Source organism: Rhodopseudomonas parapalustris (genome assembly GCF_053772255.1).
Window position 1 is genome coordinate 342,412 of the sequence record NZ_JAMKBZ010000001.1, and the last position, 20,846, is coordinate 363,257.

Annotated in this window: 13 protein-coding genes; 9 read left to right on the plus strand and 4 right to left on the minus strand. The window is 64.8% G+C overall.

Going from position 1 to position 20,846, the window contains the following annotated elements; genetic code table 11:
- Positions 1-32 precede the first annotated feature (32 nt).
- The 6 genes from M9H71_RS01685 to treY all read left to right on the plus strand — a co-directional run bounded on the left by M9H71_RS01685 (position 33) and on the right by treY (position 14,232).
- The gene (locus M9H71_RS01685) at positions 33-1,988 is read left to right on the plus strand and encodes an alpha-1,4-glucan--maltose-1-phosphate maltosyltransferase (RefSeq protein ID WP_455403377.1); all 1,956 of its coding nucleotides are present in this window, start codon (positions 33-35) and stop codon (positions 1,986-1,988) included.
- 10 nt (positions 1,989-1,998) lie between these two features.
- Positions 1,999-5,301, plus strand: coding sequence for a maltose alpha-D-glucosyltransferase (treS, locus tag M9H71_RS01690; protein WP_455403378.1), 3,303 nt, complete (start codon positions 1,999-2,001; stop codon positions 5,299-5,301).
- Entirely contained in the window at positions 5,298-7,448 is a 2,151-nt protein-coding gene (glgB, locus tag M9H71_RS01695; RefSeq protein ID WP_455403379.1) for a 1,4-alpha-glucan branching protein GlgB, read from the plus strand. Before treS ends, glgB begins: the two co-directional genes overlap by 4 nt.
- Positions 7,449-7,607: 159 nt before the next feature.
- Positions 7,608-9,689: a glycogen debranching protein GlgX gene (gene glgX, locus M9H71_RS01700; RefSeq protein ID WP_455403380.1), complete on the plus strand. Its 2,082-nt coding sequence runs from the start codon at positions 7,608-7,610 to the stop codon at positions 9,687-9,689.
- Positions 9,686-11,455 (plus strand): malto-oligosyltrehalose trehalohydrolase, encoded by a 1,770-nt coding sequence (treZ, locus tag M9H71_RS01705; protein WP_455403381.1) that lies wholly within the window; start codon positions 9,686-9,688, stop codon positions 11,453-11,455. Before glgX ends, treZ begins: the two co-directional genes overlap by 4 nt.
- A complete protein-coding gene (gene treY, locus M9H71_RS01710; protein ID WP_455403382.1) occupies positions 11,455-14,232 on the plus strand; it encodes a malto-oligosyltrehalose synthase in 2,778 nt (925 codons plus the stop codon). Before treZ ends, treY begins: the two co-directional genes overlap by 1 nt.
- Before the next feature lie 311 nt (positions 14,233-14,543).
- On the opposite strand, the gene M9H71_RS01715 is transcribed toward treY, so the two are convergent.
- A complete protein-coding gene (locus tag M9H71_RS01715; protein ID WP_455403383.1) occupies positions 14,544-14,852 on the minus strand; it encodes a polyhydroxyalkanoic acid system family protein in 309 nt (102 codons plus the stop codon).
- Positions 14,853-15,028: 176 nt separating this feature from the next.
- Between M9H71_RS01715 and M9H71_RS01720 the strand changes: the two genes are divergently transcribed.
- Positions 15,029-15,193 (plus strand): DUF3309 family protein, encoded by a 165-nt coding sequence (locus M9H71_RS01720; RefSeq protein ID WP_164606647.1) that lies wholly within the window; start codon positions 15,029-15,031, stop codon positions 15,191-15,193.
- 144 nt (positions 15,194-15,337) lie between these two features.
- On the opposite strand, the gene ligD is transcribed toward M9H71_RS01720, so the two are convergent.
- Entirely contained in the window at positions 15,338-18,079 is a 2,742-nt protein-coding gene (gene ligD / locus M9H71_RS01725) for a DNA ligase D (RefSeq protein WP_455403384.1), read from the minus strand.
- A gap of 133 nt (positions 18,080-18,212) precedes the next feature.
- Between ligD and ku the strand changes: the two genes are divergently transcribed.
- Complete coding sequence (gene ku, locus M9H71_RS01730; RefSeq protein ID WP_455403385.1) at positions 18,213-19,100, plus strand: non-homologous end joining protein Ku; 888 nt, start codon at positions 18,213-18,215, stop codon at positions 19,098-19,100.
- 223 nt (positions 19,101-19,323) lie between these two features.
- Here the strand turns inward: ku and M9H71_RS01735 are convergent, their stop codons facing one another.
- Entirely contained in the window at positions 19,324-19,716 is a 393-nt protein-coding gene (locus M9H71_RS01735; RefSeq protein ID WP_455403386.1) for a DUF6496 domain-containing protein, read from the minus strand.
- A 60-nt stretch (positions 19,717-19,776) separates the two neighbouring features.
- The gene (locus M9H71_RS01740; RefSeq protein WP_455403387.1) at positions 19,777-20,037 is read right to left on the minus strand and encodes a sulfurtransferase TusA family protein; all 261 of its coding nucleotides are present in this window, start codon (positions 20,035-20,037) and stop codon (positions 19,777-19,779) included.
- Positions 20,038-20,166: 129 nt separating this feature from the next.
- Between M9H71_RS01740 and mobA the strand changes: the two genes are divergently transcribed.
- A complete protein-coding gene (gene mobA, locus M9H71_RS01745) occupies positions 20,167-20,787 on the plus strand; it encodes a molybdenum cofactor guanylyltransferase MobA (RefSeq protein WP_455403388.1) in 621 nt (206 codons plus the stop codon).
- The last annotated feature ends 59 nt before the right edge of the window (positions 20,788-20,846 follow it).

Genomic DNA, 20,846 nt, shown 5'->3' on the forward strand with positions numbered 1-20,846 from the left:
GCATCACCTCACTCAATCGAACGTGAGTTACTGTGAACAAGCCGACACAAGCGCTTCAGAGCGCCGCTCAGGGCGGCGCGTTTCACATTGAAGACATCTATCCGCTGATCGACGGCGGGCGTTTCCCGGTCAAGCGTATCGTTGGCGAGCCGATCGAGGTGTGGGCAGATATCTATCGCGACGGCCACGAGGTCATCGCCGCCGCCCTGCTCTGGCGCCGCGAACAGGACGATGCCTGGCAGCGCGCGCCGATGGTGCACGCCGTCAACGACCGCTGGTCCGCGACGTTCACGCCGCAGCAGATCGGCCGTCACGTCTATGTCATCGAAGCCTGGACCGACGAATTCGCCACCTGGCGACACGGTGCAGAACTCAAGCTGAAGGCCGGACAGGATCTGTCGCTCGATGCGCTGGAAGGCGCCGGTCTTCTGACCAAGGCCCAATCCGAAGACGCCGAGGTGCTGCGGTCGATCCAACAGCGCTGCGAGGAATATCTGCGGACCGGCGAGATCGGTCCCTTGCTTGCCCCAGAATTGCTCGAGGCGATGGCGGGGAGCCAGGCCCGGCACGACCTCACCCGTACCGAGCCGCTGCCGCTGATGATCGACCGGCCGCGCGCCCGCTTCAGCACCTGGTACGAGATGGTGCCACGCAGCCAGGGCACCGAGCCCGGCCGCCACGGCACGTTTCGCGATTGTATCGCACGGCTGCCCGACGTCGCCGCAATGGGCTTCGACGTCGTGTACTTCACCCCAATTCATCCGATCGGCCACACCAACCGCAAGGGGCGCAACAATTCGCTCAAGGCCGAACCCGGCGATCCCGGCAGCCCGTACGCGATCGGCGCCGAACACGGTGGGCACGACGCCGTGCATCCGGAGCTCGGCACGCTCGAGGACTTCCGCGCCTTCGTCGCCGCCTGCGAAGTGGTCGGCCTCGAGGTCGCCCTCGACATCGCCGTGCAATGCTCACCGGACCATCCGTGGTTGAAGCAGCATCCGGATTGGTTCAAGCGCCGGCCCGACGGCTCGATGAAATACGCCGAGAATCCGCCGAAGAAATACGAGGACATCGTCAACCCGGACTTCTCCTGCGAGGACGCTGGCGCGCTGTGGAACGCGCTGCGCGACGTCATTCTGTTCTGGGCCGATCAGGGCGTGAAGATCTTCCGCGTCGACAACCCGCACACCAAGCCGTTGCGTTTCTGGGAATGGATGATCCGCGAGGTGCAGCTCCGTCACCCCGACGTGATCTTCCTCGCCGAGGCCTTCACCCGCCCGAAGCTGATGAAGGGACTGGCCAAGCTGGGCTTCACCCAGTCCTACACCTACTTCACCTGGCGCACCCAGAAGTGGGAGATCGAACAGTATCTGACCGAGCTAGCCGGCTATCCGGAGCGCGATTTCTATCGTCCGAACTTCTTCACCAACACACCGGACATCCTGCCCTACCACCTGCAGGGCGGCGAGCCGTGGATGTTCAAATCGCGCCTCGTTCTCGCCGCAACGCTGTCATCGACCTATGGCATCTACAACGGCTTCGAGCTGCTCGAACACGAGCCAATCCCCGGTAAGGAGGAATATCTCGATTCCGAAAAGTACGAGATCAAGGTGCGGGACTGGGACAAGCCCGGCAACATCAAGCCTTATATCCGCGACATCAACCGTATTCGCAGCAGCAACCCGGCGATGCAACAGATCGCCAATATCCGCTTTCTCGCGGTGCAGGACCCGAACGTGACCGGCTTCGTCAAGACCTCCGTCGACGGCAGCAACGCGGTTGCCGTAGCGATCGCGCTCAGCAGCGATTACCATGAGTTCTGGCTGCCGCTCGGCGACGTCCAGATCGAGGTCGCCGGCGAGCGGCGGCCTGTCGTCGCCGTCGAGAACCTGCTGACCGGTGAACGTCACGCGCTGGATTGGGGCGGGATCAACCTGCGGATCGATCCACATCGCGACCCGGCGCTGCTGTTCCGTTGCCTGGCTTGAGTGCGAAATCATGAACAAGATGACATCGATCGCGGAGAGCGAGCAGCCGAACACGGACACTTCCGACGAGCTCTGGTACAAGGACGCGATCATCTACCAGTTGCACGTCAAGGCGTTCGCGGACAGCAACAATGACGGCATCGGCGACTTTGCCGGCCTCACCGAGAAGCTCGACTATCTCCAGGAACTCGGCGTCAACACGCTGTGGCTGCTGCCGTTCTATCCGTCGCCGCAGCGCGACGACGGCTACGACATCGCCGACTACGGCTCGATCAATCCCGATTTCGGCACGATGAAGGATTTCCGCCGCTTCATCGTCGAGGCCAAGCGCCGCAATCTGCGCGTCATCACCGAGCTGGTGATCAATCACACCTCCGACCAGCACAATTGGTTCAAGCGTGCGCGGCGCAGCCCGAAGAACTCCAGCGCACGCGACTGGTACGTCTGGAGCGACTCCGACCAGAAATACCAAGGCACACGGATCATCTTCACCGATACCGAGAAGTCGAACTGGACCTGGGATCCGGAAGCCGGCCAGTATTACTGGCACCGGTTCTTCTCGCATCAGCCCGATCTGAACTTCGACAATCCGCGCGTCGTGAGCGCTGTCGTCAAGGTGATGAAGCGCTGGCTCGACAATGGCGTCGACGGCTTCCGGCTCGACGCGATTCCTTATCTTTGCGAGCGCGACGGCACCAACAACGAGAACCTTCCGGAGACCCACGCGGTCATCAAGCGGCTGCGTGCCGAACTCGACGCTTACGCCAAGGGCAAGCTGCTGCTCGCCGAGGCCAATCAATGGCCGGAGGACGTCCAACAGTATTTCGGCGACAGCGACGAATGCCACATGGCGTACCACTTCCCGCTGATGCCGCGCATCTACATGGCGATCGCGCAGGAAGACCGCTTCCCGATCACCGACATCATGCGGCAGACGCCGGAGATCCCGCCGAACTGCCAATGGGCGATGTTTCTGCGCAACCACGACGAGCTGACGCTCGAAATGGTCACCGACGTCGAGCGCGACTATCTGTGGAAGACCTATGCGGCCGATCCGCGGGCGCGGATCAACGTCGGTATCCGCCGCCGCTTGGCGCCGCTGATGGACAACGACCGCCGCAAGATCGAGCTGATGAACTCGTTGCTGTTGTCGTTCCCCGGCACCCCGATCATCTATTACGGCGACGAGATCGGGATGGGCGACAACATCTATCTCGGCGATCGCAACGGCGTGCGGACCCCGATGCAGTGGTCGTCCGACCGCAACGGCGGCTTTTCGCGTGCCGACCCGGCGCGGCTGTACGCGCCGCCGATCATGGACCCGGTGTACGGCTACGCTTCGGTCAACGTCGAGGCGCAGCAGCGCAGCCTGTCGTCGCTGCTCAGCGCGATGAAGCGGCTGATCGCGGTGCGCAAGTCGGCACCGGCGTTCGGCCGAGGCAGCATGACCTTCATCCGGCCCAGCAACCGCGCCGTGCTCGCCTATGTTCGGCAGCATGAGGACGAAGTCATTCTGTGCGTCGCCAATTTGTCGCGCGCCGCGCAGGCCACCGAGCTCGATCTGTCGCCATGGAAGGACCGTGTGCCGCAGGAGATGCTCGGCCGCACCAAGTTCCCCGCGATCGGCGAACTGCCATACATGATCACGCTGGCGCCGTTCGGCTTCTACTGGTTCAGGCTGGAAGAGCCCGGCACCGCCGCGCATGTCGCACCAGCGTCGACGGTACCCGAATTCATCACGCTGGTGGTGCCGCTCGGCTCGACCTGGATGACGCTGGGGCGCACCCGCTCGATGTTCGAACACGAAGTGCTGCCGACCTTCCTGTCGCGTACCCGCTGGTTCCCGGAGCGCAACCCGCGCGCCATCCATCCGCGGGTGACTTCGGCGGTCCCGTTCGACAACGACGACGACAACCGTCCCTGGTTGGCGTTGTTCGAAGCGACGCTGCGCGGCACCACCGCGCGTTATCTGCTGCCGATGCAGATCGACTGGGTGCGGTTCGACCGCGAGCGCTACAATCCCCGCGCATTCGCAGCGGTCCGGCAAGGCGCGCGTGAGGGCACACTGCTCGATGTCGCGGCCGATCCGTCATTCATCGAATTGTTGCTGGAGAACGTCCGCAAGTCGCTCACCGTGGTCAGCGAGGACGGCAACCGGCTCGAATTCCGTGCCGGCTCGCAGCTCGCGGAACGCCCGGAAGGCCCGTTCAAGAACATCCGTCCGGTCGATGCTGAGCAATCGAACTCGACCTCGCTGATCGACGAGGATTACGTCGTCAAGCTGTATCGGCGGCTGCAGGTCGGCATCAATCCAGAGCTGGAGATGGGCCGCTTCCTGACCGAGGTCGCCGGCTACACCAACACCCCGGCGCTGCTCGGTAGCGTCGAGCTGATCGAGGGAGACACCGCCACGGCGATCGCTGTGGTGCACGAATTCGTCGGCAATCAGGGCGACGGCTGGTCACTGACTGCCGGCTATCTCGATCGCTACGTCGACGAACATCGAATGCTGACGGCCGACGCCGAGACACCGGAGAGCGATCAGTTCGCCCCGTATCTGCACTTCATGCAGCACACCGGCCAGCGCGTCGCCGAAATGCACCTCGCGCTCGCCAGTCACCCCGAACTCCCCGATTTCGCGCCGGAGCCGATCGGCCCCGACGATGCGGCCCAATGGGCGGCGACCGTCACGGCGTCTGCCGAGCGCGTCCTGGGCGAGCTGCGCCGCCGCCGCGATGGATTCAGCGAATCCGACAAGGCGCTGGTGGATCGGCTACTGGCAGCGCGCGACGAACTGCTCCGCCGCATCGGCGATCTGCTCGGCGACGATGGCGGCTTGAACATCCGTCACCACGGCGACTTCCATCTCGGCCAGATGCTGATCGTCAAAGACGACGTCTACATCATCGACTTCGAGGGCGAACCGCGCCGGACGCTGGACGAGCGCCGCGCCAAGGCGCCGGCGGCCCGCGACGTCGCCGGTCTGGTCCGTTCGATCGACTATTCTACCACCGCCGCGCTCACCCGCGCGCTCAAGTCGCCGTCCGACGAGCCCGGCCGACTGAACGAGGCGCTGGAGCTGTGGCGCATCCGCGCCACCGCCGCCTTCCTCGACGGCTACCGTCAGACCATGGGCGACAGCCCGGTCTGGCCGGCCGATCCCGAGGCGGCGGATCGCTGGCTCGACTTCTTTCTGATTGAAAAGGCGCTGTACGAGATCGACTACGAGATCGCGCACCGTCCCGACTGGCTGCGTGTGCCGCTCGCCGGCATTCTGCGCATCCTGTCGCCGCCGCCCGAGGAGATTTCATGACCGAGTTGTTGAACGACGAAGCCTACGCAGTTCTCGAAGGGCGCCACGCCGATCCGTTCCACTACCTCGGCCCCCACCCGCAGGATGGCGGCACCGTCGTCCGTGTGCTGCTGCCAGACGCCTCTGCGGTCGAAGTGGTCGGCGCCGAGGGCGAAACCGCGCCGCTCGAGCGGTTGCACGAGTCCGGCCTGTTTGCCGGCCCGCTGCCGGGCAACTCGTCGCGCTACACGCTGCGCGCCGGCTTCGGCGACGCCACCGTCGAGCTGCAGGACCCCTACCGCTTCCCGCCGATTCTGACCGAGTTCGATCTTTATCTGCTCGGCGAAGGCACCGACCAGCGACTGTACGACAAGCTCGGCGCGCATCCGATGGAGCTCGACGGCGTCCAAGGTGTCGCTTTTGTGGTGCTGGCGCCGAATGCCCGACGCGTCAGCGTCGTCGGCGATTTCAACTACTGGAATCCACTGCGCCACCCGATGCGGGTGCGTGGCAACGGCTATTGGGAGCTGTTCATCCCCGGTGCCCGCGCCGGCGACCGCTACAAGTTCGACATGTCGGGCAAGCACGGTGAGCAACTGCCGCAGAAATCCGATCCGCTGGCGTTCGCCGCCGAGCTGCGGCCGAAGACCGCCTCGATCGTGGTCGACGCCACCAAGCTGCCGCAGCCGCGACCGGCGCCCGAAGGCATCAACGCGCTCGGCGCGCCGATGTCGATCTACGAGGTGCATCTCGGCTCGTGGCGCCGCAAGGACGGCGACCAGTGGCTCACCTATCGCGAGCTGGCCGAACAACTGCCGGCCTATGTCAGCGACATGGGCTTCACCCATGTCGAATTCCTGCCCGTCAGCGAGCATCCGTTCGACGGCTCGTGGGGCTATCAGCCGACCGGCCTTTACGCCCCGACCTCGCGGTTCGGAACGCCGGAAGACTTCTGTGCGCTGGTCGACGCCTGCCATGCCGCCGGCATCGGCGTGATCCTCGACTGGGTGCCGGGCCACTTCCCGGACGATCCGCACGGCCTCGGCAATTTCGACGGCACCGCGCTGTACGAACACGCCAACCCGATGCAGGGCCGGCACCTCGACTGGGGCACGCTGATCTACAATTACGGCCGCACTGAAGTCGTCAACTTCCTCACCGCCAATGCGCTGTTCTGGCTGGAGCGATACGGCATCGACGGGCTGCGCGTCGATGCGGTGGCGTCGATGCTGTATCTCGATTACAGCCGTCCGGCCGGCGGGTGGATTCCGAACAAGTTCGGGGGCCGCGAGAACATCGAGGCGATCGACTTCCTTCGCCGCTTCAACACCCAGGTGTACGGCAGATTCCCGAACGCCACCACGGCGGCTGAGGAGTCCACCGCCTGGCCCCAGGTGTCGCGCCCGGTCGAGTTCGGCGGGCTCGGCTTCGGCTACAAGTGGAACATGGGGTGGATGCACGACACCCTGAACTACATCGCCAAGGATCCGATCCACCGCAAATATCACCACGGCCAGATCCTGTTCGGCCTGCACTACGCATTCTCGGAGAATTTCATTCTGCCGCTGTCGCACGACGAAGTGGTGCACGGTAAACGCTCGATCCTCGGCCGGATGCCGGGCGACGAATGGCAGCGCTTCGCCAATTTGCGCGCCTACTACGCCTTCATGTTCGCCCACCCCGGCAAGAAACTGCTGTTCATGGGCAGCGAATTCGGCCAGGAGCGTGAATGGAGCCACGACCGCTCGCTCGACTGGCATCTGCTGGACTTTCCGAAATACGCCGGCGTCCAGGCGCTGCTGCGGGACCTCAACAAGCTTTATCGCTCGCTGCCCGCGCTGCATCAGCTCGATTGTGATCCGTTCGGCTTCGAATGGCTGATCACCGACGACGCCGACCGCAACGTGTTCGCGTGGATGCGCAAGGGCAACGACACCCGCAGCCGCTGCCTCGTGATCGTCAATTTCTCGCCGAACGTGTATCAAGACTATCGCGTGCGGGTGCCGTTCGCGGGACGCTGGCGCGAGGTATTCAATTCGGATTCGGCAACTTACGGCGGCAGCAATGTCGGCAACGGCGGCGAGGTCCATCCGCGCGATGGCCTGGTCCCCGAACTTAGCCTGACGCTTCCGCCACTCGCAGCAATCTTCCTGACACCCGAGGATTGAGTGTGACGGTTGTACGATGCGCGCGGCGTCACGCAAGCCGTGCGCATCGTTTTGCACACCACGGCTCGGAATGGCAGATTTACTAGTGTCCTTCGATTCCGAAGTTCGCTAACAAAGACAATCGCAGGCTATGCGAACTTCGAGATCGGGACACTCGCTATGCGCCTCACCGCCGGAACCGACCTCCGTCTCGGAGCGACCTGGGACGGGCGCGGCACCAACTTCGCACTGTTCTCCGCCAACGCCCACAAGGTCGAGCTCTGCCTGTTCGACAATCAGGGCCGGCGTGAGCTCGAACGAATCGAACTGCCGGAGCGCACCGAAGACGTCTGGCACGGCTATCTCAACGACGTCTCGCCCGGGCAGCTCTACGGCTACCGGGTGCATGGTCCTTACGATCCCGAACGCGGCCATCGCTTCAACGCGCACAAACTGCTGATCGATCCGTATGCCAAGCGGCTGAACGGACGGCTGGTGTGGAGCGAGGCGCATTTCGCCTATCGCACTGGCTCCCCGCGCGAGGATCTGTCGTTCGACCGCCGCGACAATGCCCGCGGCATGCCGAAGGCCGTGGTGGTCGACGAGACCGTCGGCAGTGGTCGCCGCGAGACCCGCCCCGGCGTGCGCTGGGAAGACACCATCATCTACGAGGCGCACGTCAAAGGGGTGACCCAGCTTCGCGAAGACGTCCCGCCCGGCCTGCGCGGCACCTTCGGCGGGCTCGCCTGCCCGTCGATGATCGCCCATTTCAAACGCCTCGGCGTCACCACGATCGAACTTTTGCCGGTCCACGGCTTTGTCGATGACCGTGTTTTGGTCGAGAAGAAGCTGGTGAACTACTGGGGCTACAATACGATCTCGTTCTTCACGCCCGAGCAGCGATACGCGCCGGACAAGGACAATCCGCTGGACTCGTTCCGCACCACCGTGGCGCGGCTGCACGACGCCGGCATCGAAGTGCTGCTCGACGTCGTCTACAATCACACCGCGGAAGGCAACCACCTTGGCCCGACGCTGTCGTTCCGCGGCATCGACAACGCGTCGTACTATTGGCTGAAGCCGGACAATCCACGCTACTACGACGACTTCACCGGCTGCGGCAATTCGGTCAATCTGAACCATCCGCGCGTGCTGCAGATGGTGATGGACAGCCTGCGCTATTGGGTCGAAGTCTGCCACGTCGACGGCTTCCGCTTCGACCTCGCCACCACCCTGGCGCGCGGCCCGAACGGCTTCGATCACAAGGGCGGGTTCTTCACCGCGATCCGCCAGGATCCGGTGCTGGCCGGCGTCAAGCTGGTTGCCGAGCCCTGGGACCTCGGCATGGGCGGCTATCAGGTCGGCGCATTCCCGTCGCAATGGTCGGAATGGAACGACCGCTACCGCAGCGTGATGCGGCGCTACTGGAGCGGCGAAGGCAGCCTGATCGGCGAAGTGTCTCGGCGCATGACCGGCTCGTCCGACATGTTCAACCGCGACGGCCGGATGCCGCGCGCCGGCATCAACCATGTCACTGTGCACGACGGCTTCACGCTCGCCGACCTGTTCAGCTACGAGCACAAGCACAATCTCGCCAACGGCGAGGACAATCGCGACGGCTCCAACGACAATCACAGCATCAATTGCGGCGTCGAAGGTCCGACCGACGATCCCGAGATCCTCGGCCTGCGCCGGCAGCTCCGCAAGAACCAGCTCGCCTGCCTGTTTCTGGCGCAGGGCGTGCCGCTGATGCTGGCCGGCGACGAGGTCGGCAATTCGCAGTCCGGCAACAACAACGCGTATTGTCAGGACAACGAGATCGGTTGGGTCGGCTGGACCGGCGCCAACACCGACGACGACATGGTCGAGTTCGTTGGACTGATGACCGACATCCGGCGCCGCTTTCCGCAGATCCGTTCGCGGCGCTGGCTCGACGGCCGGCGCGCCGACGGTTCTTATGGGGTGCTGTGGCTGACGCCGTCGGCGGCGGAGATGACCGAGCAGGATTGGGGGTTTCCCGATGGCCGCTTCCTCGCCTACATGCTGAGCCCGAGCGACCCCGGCAGCGACGCGATCTTCATCGTGCTGAATTCCGGCAGCGAGGCGATCGATTTTCACCTGCCGAAGACGAGCGACTATCCGAACTGGTACCAACTGTTCGACACCACCAAGGACACCGTCCAGGTCGCACCGCTGAAATTCGGCAGCGTCAGCTCGGCGCCGCCGCGCTCGGTGCTGGCTTTCGCCGGAGTGACTGCATGAGCGGACGCAGCTTCGGACCACGCCTCACCGCCGGCGGTGTCGAATTCCGGCTGTGGGCAACGAGTGCGCAGAAGGTCGAGGTGATGCTGGAGGGTGCTGCGCATCCGATGCAGCGTGACGACGACGGCTGGCACAGGGCCGAGATTGCTGGTCTCGGCGCCGGCGCTCGCTATCGCTTCCGCATCGACGGCGGCCTCGACGTGCCAGACCCCGGCTCGCTGTTTCAGCCGCACGACATCACCGGCCCGAGCGAGGTGATCGATCACGACGCCTACGAATGGCGCGCGACCGATTGGCGCGGCCGTCCCTGGGCCGAGACCGTTCTGCTGGAAGCCCATGTCGGCACCTTCACGCCCGAAGGTAGCTACCGTGCAATGATCGACAAGCTGGATCATCTGGTCGCAACCGGCATCACTGGACTGGAATTGATGCCGCTCGCCGACTTCCCCGGTCAGCGCAACTGGGGCTACGACGGCGTGCTGTGGTACGCGCCCGACAGCGCTTACGGTCGCCCCGAAGACCTGAAGGCGCTGATCGACGAAGCGCATTCGCGCGGCCTGATGGTGTTTCTCGACGTCGTCTACAATCACTTCGGCCCGGAAGGGAATTATCTCGGCAGCTACGCGCCGGGGTTCTTTACGGACTCGCAGACGCCGTGGGGCAGCGCCATCAACTACCACGTCTCCGAGGTCCGTGCCTTCACGATCGAAAACGCACTGCATTGGCTGCGCGACTACCGGTTCGACGGGCTACGGCTCGACGCCGTGCACGCGATCCCCGATCAGGGCGAGATCCCGATGCTGCGCGAATTGTCACGCGAGGCCGGCAAGCTGGCGGCCGAAACCGGCCGGCATATCCACTTGGTGCTGGAGAATGACGATAATATCGCAGCCGTGCTCGATCCGGTCACCGATCCGTCACGCGGCCAGTATCGCGCGCAGTGGAACGACGATTATCATCACGCCTGGCACGTCGCGCTGAGCGGCGAAAGCCGCGGCTATTATGCGGACTACGCCGACGCTCCGCTGCGGCATCTCGCCCGCGCGCTCGGATCCGGATTCGCCTATCAGGGCGAGCCGTCGCCGCATCGCGGCGGCACGCCGCGTGGCCAGCCGAGCGGCGAGCTGCCGCCGCTGGCCTTCGTCAACTTCCTGCAGAACCACGACCAGATCGGCAACCGCGCACTCGGCGACCGGCTGGAACGCCTGGCCCGCCCCGAGGCGATCGAGGCGGCGCTCGCGATCACGCTGCTGGCGCCGACCGTACCGATGCTGTTCATGGGCGAGGAATGGGGTGCGCAGGCGCCGTTTCCGTTCTTCTGTGATTTTCAAGGCCATCTCGCCGAAGCGGTGCGTGCCGGACGGCGCAAGGAATTCGCCGGAGCTTACGAGACCTACGGCGACGACGTCCCCGACCCGCTCAGCGCCGATGCGTTCAACAGCGCCGTGCTCGACTGGCGCGAACGCGATGGCGGGGCCGGCGCGCAGCGGCTAGCGCTGGTGTCGCGGCTGTTGCAGGTCCGGCGGAATGCGATCGTCCCACGGCTCGCCGGCGCACGGTTCGGCACCGCCGACATCGTGGATGGTGGCCTACTGACCGCAAGCTGGCGGCTCGGCGATGGAGCCACGCTCGAACTCGTCGCCAATCTGTCGGACGACGAACGCGACCATGGCGTCTCACCGGCCGCGGGAACTATTTTATGGGGCGGCGATTGGAACCAGATCCTTCCGCCCTGGGCGGTGTCCTGGCGCCTCGAGCATCCGTAATGCCTCCTGCGATACCGACTGCCACCTACCGCGTCCAACTCACTGCCGATTTCGGTTTCGACGCTGCCGCCGCGATCGTGCCCTATCTGAAGCGGCTCGGCATCTCGCATCTGTATGCCTCGCCGTTCATGAAGGCGCGCAAGGGCTCGACCCACGGCTATGACATCGTCGATCACACCAAGCTCAACCCCGCGCTCGGGGGCGAAGCCGGCTTTGCCCGTCTCAGCGATGCGCTGAAGCAGCACGACGTCGGCCTGATCCTCGACTTCGTGCCCAATCATGTCGGCGTGCATTACGCCGACAATCCGTGGTGGCTCGACGTTCTCGAATGGGGTCCGGCCTCGCCGCACGCCGCGTCGTTCGACATCGATTGGGATATGCTGCCGTTCCGCGCCCGCGGCGGCGTGCTGCTGCCAATCATCGGCTCGTCTTACGGCAAGGCGCTGGAAGGCGGCGAAATCGAGCTGCGCTTTGATGCCGCCGACGGCAGTTTTTCAGCGTGGTACTATGAACACCGGCTGCCGATCGCACCGCAGCGCTACAGCGAGATTCTGCGCAGCGTCGTGCGCGAGGCCGACGCGGCCGAGACTGACGTCGGGCGCGCGATTCTCGATCTCGCCGCCCGCTATACCGGCTTGCGCCGGCCGTCGCGCAAGGAGGCGCCGGAGTTTAAAGCCGCATTGCAGGCGATCCCCGGCGCCGCCGAGGTGATCGCGCGTGGTCTCGACGCCTACCGTGCCGGAGAAGGCCGCGCGTCGCAGATCCAAGCGCTGCATAATCTCTTGGAGCGTCAGCATTACAAGCTCGGCCATTGGCAACTGGCCTCGAGCGAGATCAACTACCGGCGGTTCTTCGATGTTAACACCCTCGCCGGCCTGCGCGTCGAAGACGCCGCCACCTTCGAGGCGATCCACCGCCGCGTGAAGAAGCTGCTTGCCGACGGCCAACTCCACGGACTGCGGCTCGACCACATCGACGGCCTCCGCGATCCGGCACAGTATTTTCAACGTTTGCGACGGCTGGCGCGCGACGCCCAAGGCGCCGGCGCACCGCCGCTCTATACAGTGGTCGAGAAGATCCTCGGCGAAGGCGAAGAGCTGCACCGCTTCGCCGGCGTGCACGGCACCACCGGCTACGAATGGCTGAACGTGATCAGTCGCGTCCTGCTCGACGGCGCCGGCCTCAAGCCGCTGGAGGAGACCTGGCGGCAGGCCAGCAACCTGTCACCGACGTTCGATCCGGTCCTCAAGGCCGCCAAGCGCCGCGTGCTGGAGACGCTGCTGCTCAGCGAGTTCACCGTCCTCACCCGGCTGCTGGCGCGGATCGCGTCGGGCCATTACTCGACCCGAGACTTCTCCGCCGACAATCTGCGTCAGGTGTTCGAGCTGTACGTGCTGCACTTCCCGGTCTACCGGACTTACCTGATCGGCAGCGGCCCGACGCGCCTCGATCGTGACCTGATCGAGGACACCATCGCCAAGGCGCGCGCCGATTGGTTCGGCGCCGACGACGGCATCTTCGAATTCCTCAAAGACGTGCTGACGATGGACCTGGTGAAGCCGGGCCGCGCACCGCATTCCAAACAGCGGGTGCGCCACTTCGCGCTGAAGGTGCAGCAGTTCACCGGGCCGACGATGGCCAAGTCGCTCGAGGACACCGCGTTCTACCGTTATCATCGGATGCTCGCGCTGAATGAAGTCGGCGGCGATCCGGCCGCGCCTGAAATGCCGATCGTCGCCTTCCACGAGGAAATGCGGCGCCGCGCCAAGGACTGGCCGCACGGCATGACCGCGACCATGACCCACGACGCCAAGCGCGGCGAGGACGCCCGCGCGCGGCTGCTGGCGCTCGCGGAAATCCCCGGCGCCTGGGCCAGCGCAGTCGGCAAATGGAAAGTGCTCAACGCGCCGCATCTGGTTGTCGACGGCGAAATGCGCGCGCCCTCGGCCGCGTTCGAATACATGCTGTATCAGGCGCTGCTCGGCGCCTGGCCGTTGTCCGCCGATCCGGATTTCGCCGATCGCTTCCAGGGCTTCGCGCTGAAGGCCGCGCGCGAGGGCAAGCAGGAGACCAACTGGCTCAATCCCAACCTTGCCTATGAGGACGGGTTACGAAGTTTCATCGACCGCCTGCTCGATCCGAAACTGTCCGGCGATTTCTTGGAGTCGGTCGAGAGCCTGCACCGACGGCTGTCGCTGCTCGGCGCGCTCAATAGCCTCAGCCAGGTGACGCTGAAGGCGACCATGCCAGGCGTGCCGGATTTCTATCAAGGCACCGAGTTCTGGGACTTCTCGCTGGTCGATCCTGACAACCGTCGTCCGGTGGACTTCGCCATGCGCACCCAAGTCCTCGACGCACTACCGGACCGTCCGGATTGGGACGCGCTGATCGCGCGCTGGCCCGACGGCCACGTCAAGCTGGCTTGGACGCGCCACCTGCTGTGGCTGCGCCAGCAACACGCCGCGCTGTTCGCCGATGGCGACTACCGGCCGCTCGCGGTCACCGGCCCGCATCGCGACCACGTCATCGCGTTCGCCCGCACCCGAGGCACCGAGGCCCTGATCGTCTTGGTCGGAAAGGGATTTGCCGGACTGTCCGACGAGGGACGGCAATGGCCGAGCGGCGATGCCTTCGAGGGCGCGGTCGAGACCAAAGGTTATGTGGTCGAGACCGACGACGGCGACAATGCCTCCGGCGAACTGCCGCTACGCGACCTGTTCCGTCGCCTGCCGGTCGCCCTGCGTCACGCCGAATCAAGACGCGCGCGACGCGGCTGATCTGGCAGCACCGGTACTCCTCCTGCAGCCTCGTCAGCCGGGGCAGGCGTCAGCGAGCGAAACCGGATCTGCCACCTGCACCGACAGCAACCAGACGCTTCGCAAGGCACCCGCGCTTGCGAGAGCCCACAAACACCGAGGCCGCCCGGGAGCTGAAGCCGGACGGCCTGACGGGGTTTGTGCCGACAAGGAGAATCGGTTCCCTCACCCGCCGAACCAGATTTTCAAGATTCGCTTACTTGAAGATTAATGAATCGCTTCGAATAACTACTTGCTGCAACGCGACAATTTGCGTGCAGCGCACACGCTGATTACTTCTTCTCCAACATCAAATGACCGCGTTTCTGAATTGCCACGCGCGCCGCATCGGCGAATTTCTGCAGCAGCCAGGGCAGCCGTACTTCGAGCCGAACATGATCCTCGGCGACGTCGACCTGCCCGGCCGCGACCTGACCGAGCGCGCGGACGCGAAACAGCATCTGGTCGCCGCGCCAGGTCTCTTCGTCGACCTTGAGCACCGGTACGTTGATCGCCGCACGGCTGAGGCCGCTCTGCAGTCTGCGGCGCGCCTCGTCTCGACCGAGGTGATGGGGAATTGATACGACAAGCGGAGCTGACATCGCGGCATCCTCGTCACGAATACGGATTGATCATTCCTATTTAGGCAAGCATTGCGAAAACAACAGGGCGCTGCGCGCGATGCCGAGTTTCCGCCGCGGAACCTTCATTGTTACGCCGTGTTCTCTCTCCCGACAGGCGGAGCATTCGGGCGACCCGCCGCGATAAGGAGAGCGACATGTCCATCGGCACAATCATCCTGATCATTCTGATCATCGCGTTGCTGGGCGGATTCACCGGGGTCGGCGGCGGTCCGTTCTACGGGACTGGTTACTACGGCGGTGGTGGTCTCGGTCTGATCGTCGTGATCCTGCTGATCCTGCTGTTGCTCGGCAAGATCTGACGCACGGCATCGTTCCGTCTGCTCCATGAGTGCAGATCATGGCCGGGCCTTACGCCCCCTGCGCGGCAAATGCCGCTCAGGAACGGCGAAAGCCCGGCCAGCGACGTTGTCGCCAAGGTCTCAATGGGCCGATGGCCGCGCGAGTTAGCTCCTGCCGGAGGTCAGCGCCCTGATCGCCGCTTTCAGCGGGACCGCAGCAGCATCGCAATCCGCCCACGCCTTCGAGCGTTTCATCAAGGCGGGGACCGACGCGATGGTGTAGCGCTGCGGATCGAGCCCAGCCTTCACCTGTGACCATGTCAGCGGCATCGACACGGGAGCGCCGGTGCGGGCGCGCGGCGACAGAACTGCGACCGCGGTCGACATCCGGTCGTTGCGCAAGTAGTCAAGGAAGATCTTTCCCTTGCGCTTCTGCTTCGACATGTTGAGCAGATATTCCTCCGGGCTGTCTTCCGCCATCTGCGCGCACACCGTCTGGGCGAAGGTCTTGGCCGCCTTCCAGTCGATGCTGTCGTCGTGCTTCAGCGGCACCACCACATGGAGCCCCTTGCCGCCGGTGGTCTTGCAGAAAGTCGCGAGGCCCACCGCCTCGAGCCGCTGCTTCATCTCCTTGGCGGCCGCGATCACCACGTCGAAACCGACCTCGGGGGCCGGATCGAGATCGAACACCAGTCGTCCCGGCACGTCGTAACGATCGGGTGCGCAATTCCACGGATGCAGTTCGACACCGCCGATCTGCGCCGCCGCGATCACCCCCTCGACCCGATCGATCTGCACGTAGGGCTTGCGGTCACCCGAGACTTTGGCGAGCCCAATCAGATTCGACATCCCCGGCATGGCGTGGCGCTGAAAAAAGTGCTCGCCGTCGATCCCGTCAGGCGCACGCACAATCGAACACGGTCGTCCCTTGATGTGTGGGATCAGCCAATCGCCCACGGCCGCAAAGTAATCGGCCAGGTCGCGTTTGGTGATCGCGCCGCCGACCTCGCTTGCCGGCCACAGCTCCTTGTCGGGCTTGGAGATCACCACGCCCAACACCTCGACTCGCGCAGCGTCAGCGCGCCGCGGCGAAGTGCGCTTCTGCACCTTCGAAGCTTTCCTTGTCGCCTTCTTGACTGTCTTCTTTGCAGTCCTGCCGGCATAGCGCTTCGGTTTCGGTTCGGCGAGCTCGACCTGCTGCGGCTCTTCGGCCTCGACCTCCGCAGCCGGCTTGTCGGCGCGCAGGCCCTTGAACGCGGCCTGCCGCACCATGCCGGCGCCGGTGAAGCCGGCGAATTCGATCTCGGCGACAAGATCCGGGGTCACCCAATGCATCTCGCGCTCCGTCTTCGGTGCGTTGGCGCCGCTGAACGGGCTCCGATCCGCTTCATGAGCTTTCAACTCGGGCAGGATGCGCCTGACGACGTCCTGGCCGAAACCGGTGCCGACGATTCCCACATACGCCAGATCGTCGCCACGATGGACGCCAACCAGCAGCGAGCGGAATTTGCCGTTGGTCGTCTTCCAGCCGCCGATCACCACCTCGTGGCCGGCGCGGCACTTCGCCTTGGTCCAGCCGCCGCTGCGCCCCGAGCGATACGGCGCATCGAGATTCTTCGACACGATGCCTTCCAGCGATAGCCGGCAGGCCGACTGCAGAATGGCATCTCCGCCGGTGTCGAAATGCTCGACGTAGCGGATCAGCGCTTCCTTGCGACGGCCGCGTGCGGCCTTCAGCAACGCGGCGAGCCGCTCCTTACGCTCGGACAGAGGCAGCCCTCGCAGATCCTCGCCCTCGGCATAGAGCAGATCAAACGCGAAGCAGATCAGATTGCCGGTGTCGCCATCGGACAGCGCTGCCTGCAGCGCGGCGAAATCCGGTTGCCCGTGTGAATCCAGCGCCACCACTTCGGTATCGATGATCGCGTCCGGCAGCGCCGCCGCCTCCCTGGCGATCGCACCGAATTTGGCGGTCCAGTCGAAGCCCTTGCGTGTCAGCAGCCTAGCCTTGCCGTGTTCGACGCGAAGCTGCATCCGGTAGCCATCGAACTTGATCTCATGGCCCCAGCCGCCCGCGCTGGGCGGCCGGTCCACCGAGGTGCAGAGCTGCGGCGGTACGAAGTCCGGCATCGCTACGCGCTGGCTATGCGCTCGCTTGCTTCGTACCTTCGTTTTGGCCGGCTTGGTGGCTTTCGCCGTCGCGGATGTGGTCCTAGCGCTTCTTTTCGCCCGCTCGTCGGCGGCGAGCCCGCTGCTGGAATCCCACACCGCGTCCGCCGTCACCTTGGCGGCCGCCTTGCGCAGCATGAAGGGCTTCGGCGCCTTGCCCTTGCCTTGCGCGATCGCCGCCATTGCGCGTCCGGACGCGACCGAGCAATCGTCGTCCAGTACCGTGTCTGTGTCACCCTCGCGGGCGTAGTCGTCGCGGTGCTTGATCAGCAGCCAATTGGTGCGCTTGCCACCGATGCGGTCGTGCCGCATCCGCACCAGCACCCAGCTGCCATGCAGCTTCTCGCCATGCAGGGTGAACTTCAGGTCGCCGGTCTTGAAGCCGCGCTCGGGATCGTCGCACTCCCAATAGCCGCGATCCCAGAGCTGCACCGTGCCGCCGCCATACTGCCCCTTGGGAATCGTGCCTTCGAAGTCACCGTAGTCGAGCGGATGATCCTCGACCTCGACAGCAAGGCGCTTGTCGTTGGGATCGAGCGACGGTCCTTTGGTCACCGCCCAGGACTTAAAGACACCGCCATATTCCAGGCGCAGGTCGTAGTGCAGCCGGGTGGCGTCGTGCTTCTGGATCACGAACCTTCGCTGCTTCGAAGGCGCCACCTTGCCGTCGCCGCGCGGCTCCGCGGTCTGCGCGAAGTCACGTTTCTTGCGGTAGATGCTGAGCTTGTTGCTGGCCACCGTCGCTCCTTCGCGCCGCCTGCAGGCTGGGCTCGACCGGAACCAAAACCCGGGATGCCCGTTCAAGTTCCCGGCCATGATCGCATTGCCCCGGCCGTCTGGTCGCGACGGCTCCAGCCTACGGAGAACTCCCATGCCTCGCGCCTACTGGAAGGGCACGCTGAAGCTGTCGCTGGTCACCTGCCCGGTGGCGCTGTATCCGGCGACAACCAGCGGTGAGAAGACCCGCTTCCATATGATCAACGCCGCGACCGGCAACCGGCTGAAGCAGCAGATGATCGACGAGGACACCGGCGAGGTCGTGGAAAAGGAGCAAAAGACCCGCGGCTACGAGGTTCGCAAGGGCAAGTACATTGCGATCGACAAGGACGAGCTGGAAGCGGTGCAGATCGAGAGCACCCACACCATCGACATCGACAGTTTCGTCCCCGCCGAAGAGATCGATCAGCGCTATCTCGACCGCCCCTATTACATTGTGCCCGACGGCAAGGCCGGGATCGACGCCTTCGCGGTGATCCGCGACGCGATGAAAGACAAGGATCGCGTCGCGCTCGGCCGCATCGTGCTGACCAACCGCGAACATGTGCTGGCGATCGAACCACTCGGCAAGGGACTGCTGGCGACGACGCTGCGCTACCCTTACGAACTCCGCGACGCCGACGAGTATTTCGAGGGCATCAAGTCGCCGAAGATCTCCAAGGACATGATCGAGCTGGCCGGCCACATCCTCGAGACCAAAGCGGCACATTTCGATCCCAAAAAATTCAAGGACGAGTACGAGACCGCATTGAAGGCGCTGGTCAAGCGCAAGGCCTCCGGAAAATCGATCAAGCTCACGGAGCCGGAGGACAAGGAGAGCAACGTCGTCAGCCTGATGGACGCGTTGAAGCAGAGTCTGGAAGGCGGCAAGTCCGGGGCGAAGACTGGCAAGGCCCACAGCCGCCGTAAAGCCTCCCCCTCCTCCGCCCGCAGCAGCACCAAGACGCGCCGCTCCAATGCTCGGCAGCGCAAGGCGGGGTGAGACTGGCTCCGATCGGGCATCCTACAAAGCTACTCTGACAGCTTAGGACGCCTCGGAGCTTTGCCCCACACCGTCATTCCGGGGCGCGAGCGCCCGCTCGCGAACCCGGAATCTCGAAGTTGTTTTGCCGCAGCGCGGCAGAACCATCAGTGCCCTGAATCTCAGATACCGGGTGCGCCGCTGCGCGGCGCCCCGGAATGACCCGCGCTTGGGTGGTACGCGCTTAGTCCGACGACGTCTTCTTCCCGGCCTTGCGCTTCGACGATTTGCGGCCGGACGATTCTCGCGCGCTGGATGACTTGGACGATGTGCGGCCCGGCGACTTCTTCGCGCCGGTCTTCTTGCTGCTGGACTTTGTCGTCCTCTTGGTCGTCTTTTTCGTGGTCTTACGGCCGGACTTCGCGGCCTTCTTGGTACTCTTCTTCGCCGCCTTCTTACCGGTCTTCTTCGGCACCTTGGCGCCCTCGGCGCGGGCTTCCGATAGGCCGATCGCGATCGCCTGTTTGCGGCTCTTGACCGTCTTGCCGGAGCCGCCGCTCTTCAGCGTGCCGGCCTTGCGCTTCTTCATCGCGCGGCCGACCTTGGCGGACGCCTTCTTGGAATATTTCCGGGCCATGATCTCCTCCCTACGGAACGAAGACCAATGATGGCGACCGGCGATAGTTCCTCCGCGCTGCTAGCCGCGGCTCGCCTCGTCCGCAGCGGAGTTGAGCGCCCGCTTCTCGATGACGAACACGATCACCTCGTCGCGACGTTCGCTCGACGTGATGCGATCGCCGGTCTCGCCGATCAGCACCGGGATGTCGATCAGCGCCATCGGATCGGTGCAGCGGACTTCCAGCACGTCGCCGAACGCCAGGCGCGTCAGCGCCTTGCGGGTCTTCAGCACCGGCAGCGGGCATTTCAGCCCGGTGAGATCGAGAACGGTCGTGGTCATGGAGGCGGACGATGACGAAGCCGCGGGACGCGGTCAATCGCCTCGGCCTCGTTCTTATTGCCGAGCCCGCCTGCGCTGAGCTAACCACGGGGCGTCGCCTCAGCCGCGACCAGCTTTGCGGAGTTCGCGATGGCCGATGCTCTTCCTCCCGCCGTGATCCTCGCCGGCGGTCTGGCCCGCCGGATGGGTGGCGGCGACAAGCCGCTGCGTGCCGTCGCAGGCCGACCGCTGCTGGCGCGCGTGATCGAGCGTCTGCAGCCGCAATGCCGCGCGCTGGCGCTCAACGCCAACGGCGATCCCGCGCGTTTCGCGCCGTTCGGCCTTCCGGTGATCGCCGACAGTGTCCAGGGTTTCCCCGGCCCGCTCGCCGGCATCCTTGCGGCGCTGGATTGGGCCGCGGCGCAGCAGCCCGATGCGACCTGCGTGCTGACCGCACCGGGCGATTGCCCGTTCCTGCCGCACGATCTGGTGGCCCGGTTGAACGAGGCACGGCTCGCCGAAGCGGCAGAGATCGCCGTCGCCGCCTCCGGCGGTCATCTGCATCCGGTGATCGCACTGTGGCCGGTCGCGCTCCGCGACGCGCTGCGAACCGCTTTGATCGACGAGGACATCCGCAAGGTCGAACGCGTCACCGCGCGCTATCCGCGCGCGGTGGTTGAGTGGCCGGTCACGCCATTCGACCCGTTCTTCAATGCCAACACGCCGGAAGATGTGGCCGAAGCCGAGCGCATCGTGGCGGGCGATCCATAGCAAAACGCCTCCCCGTCATTGCGAGGAGCAAAGCGACGAAGCAATCCAGCGCCGAGCAC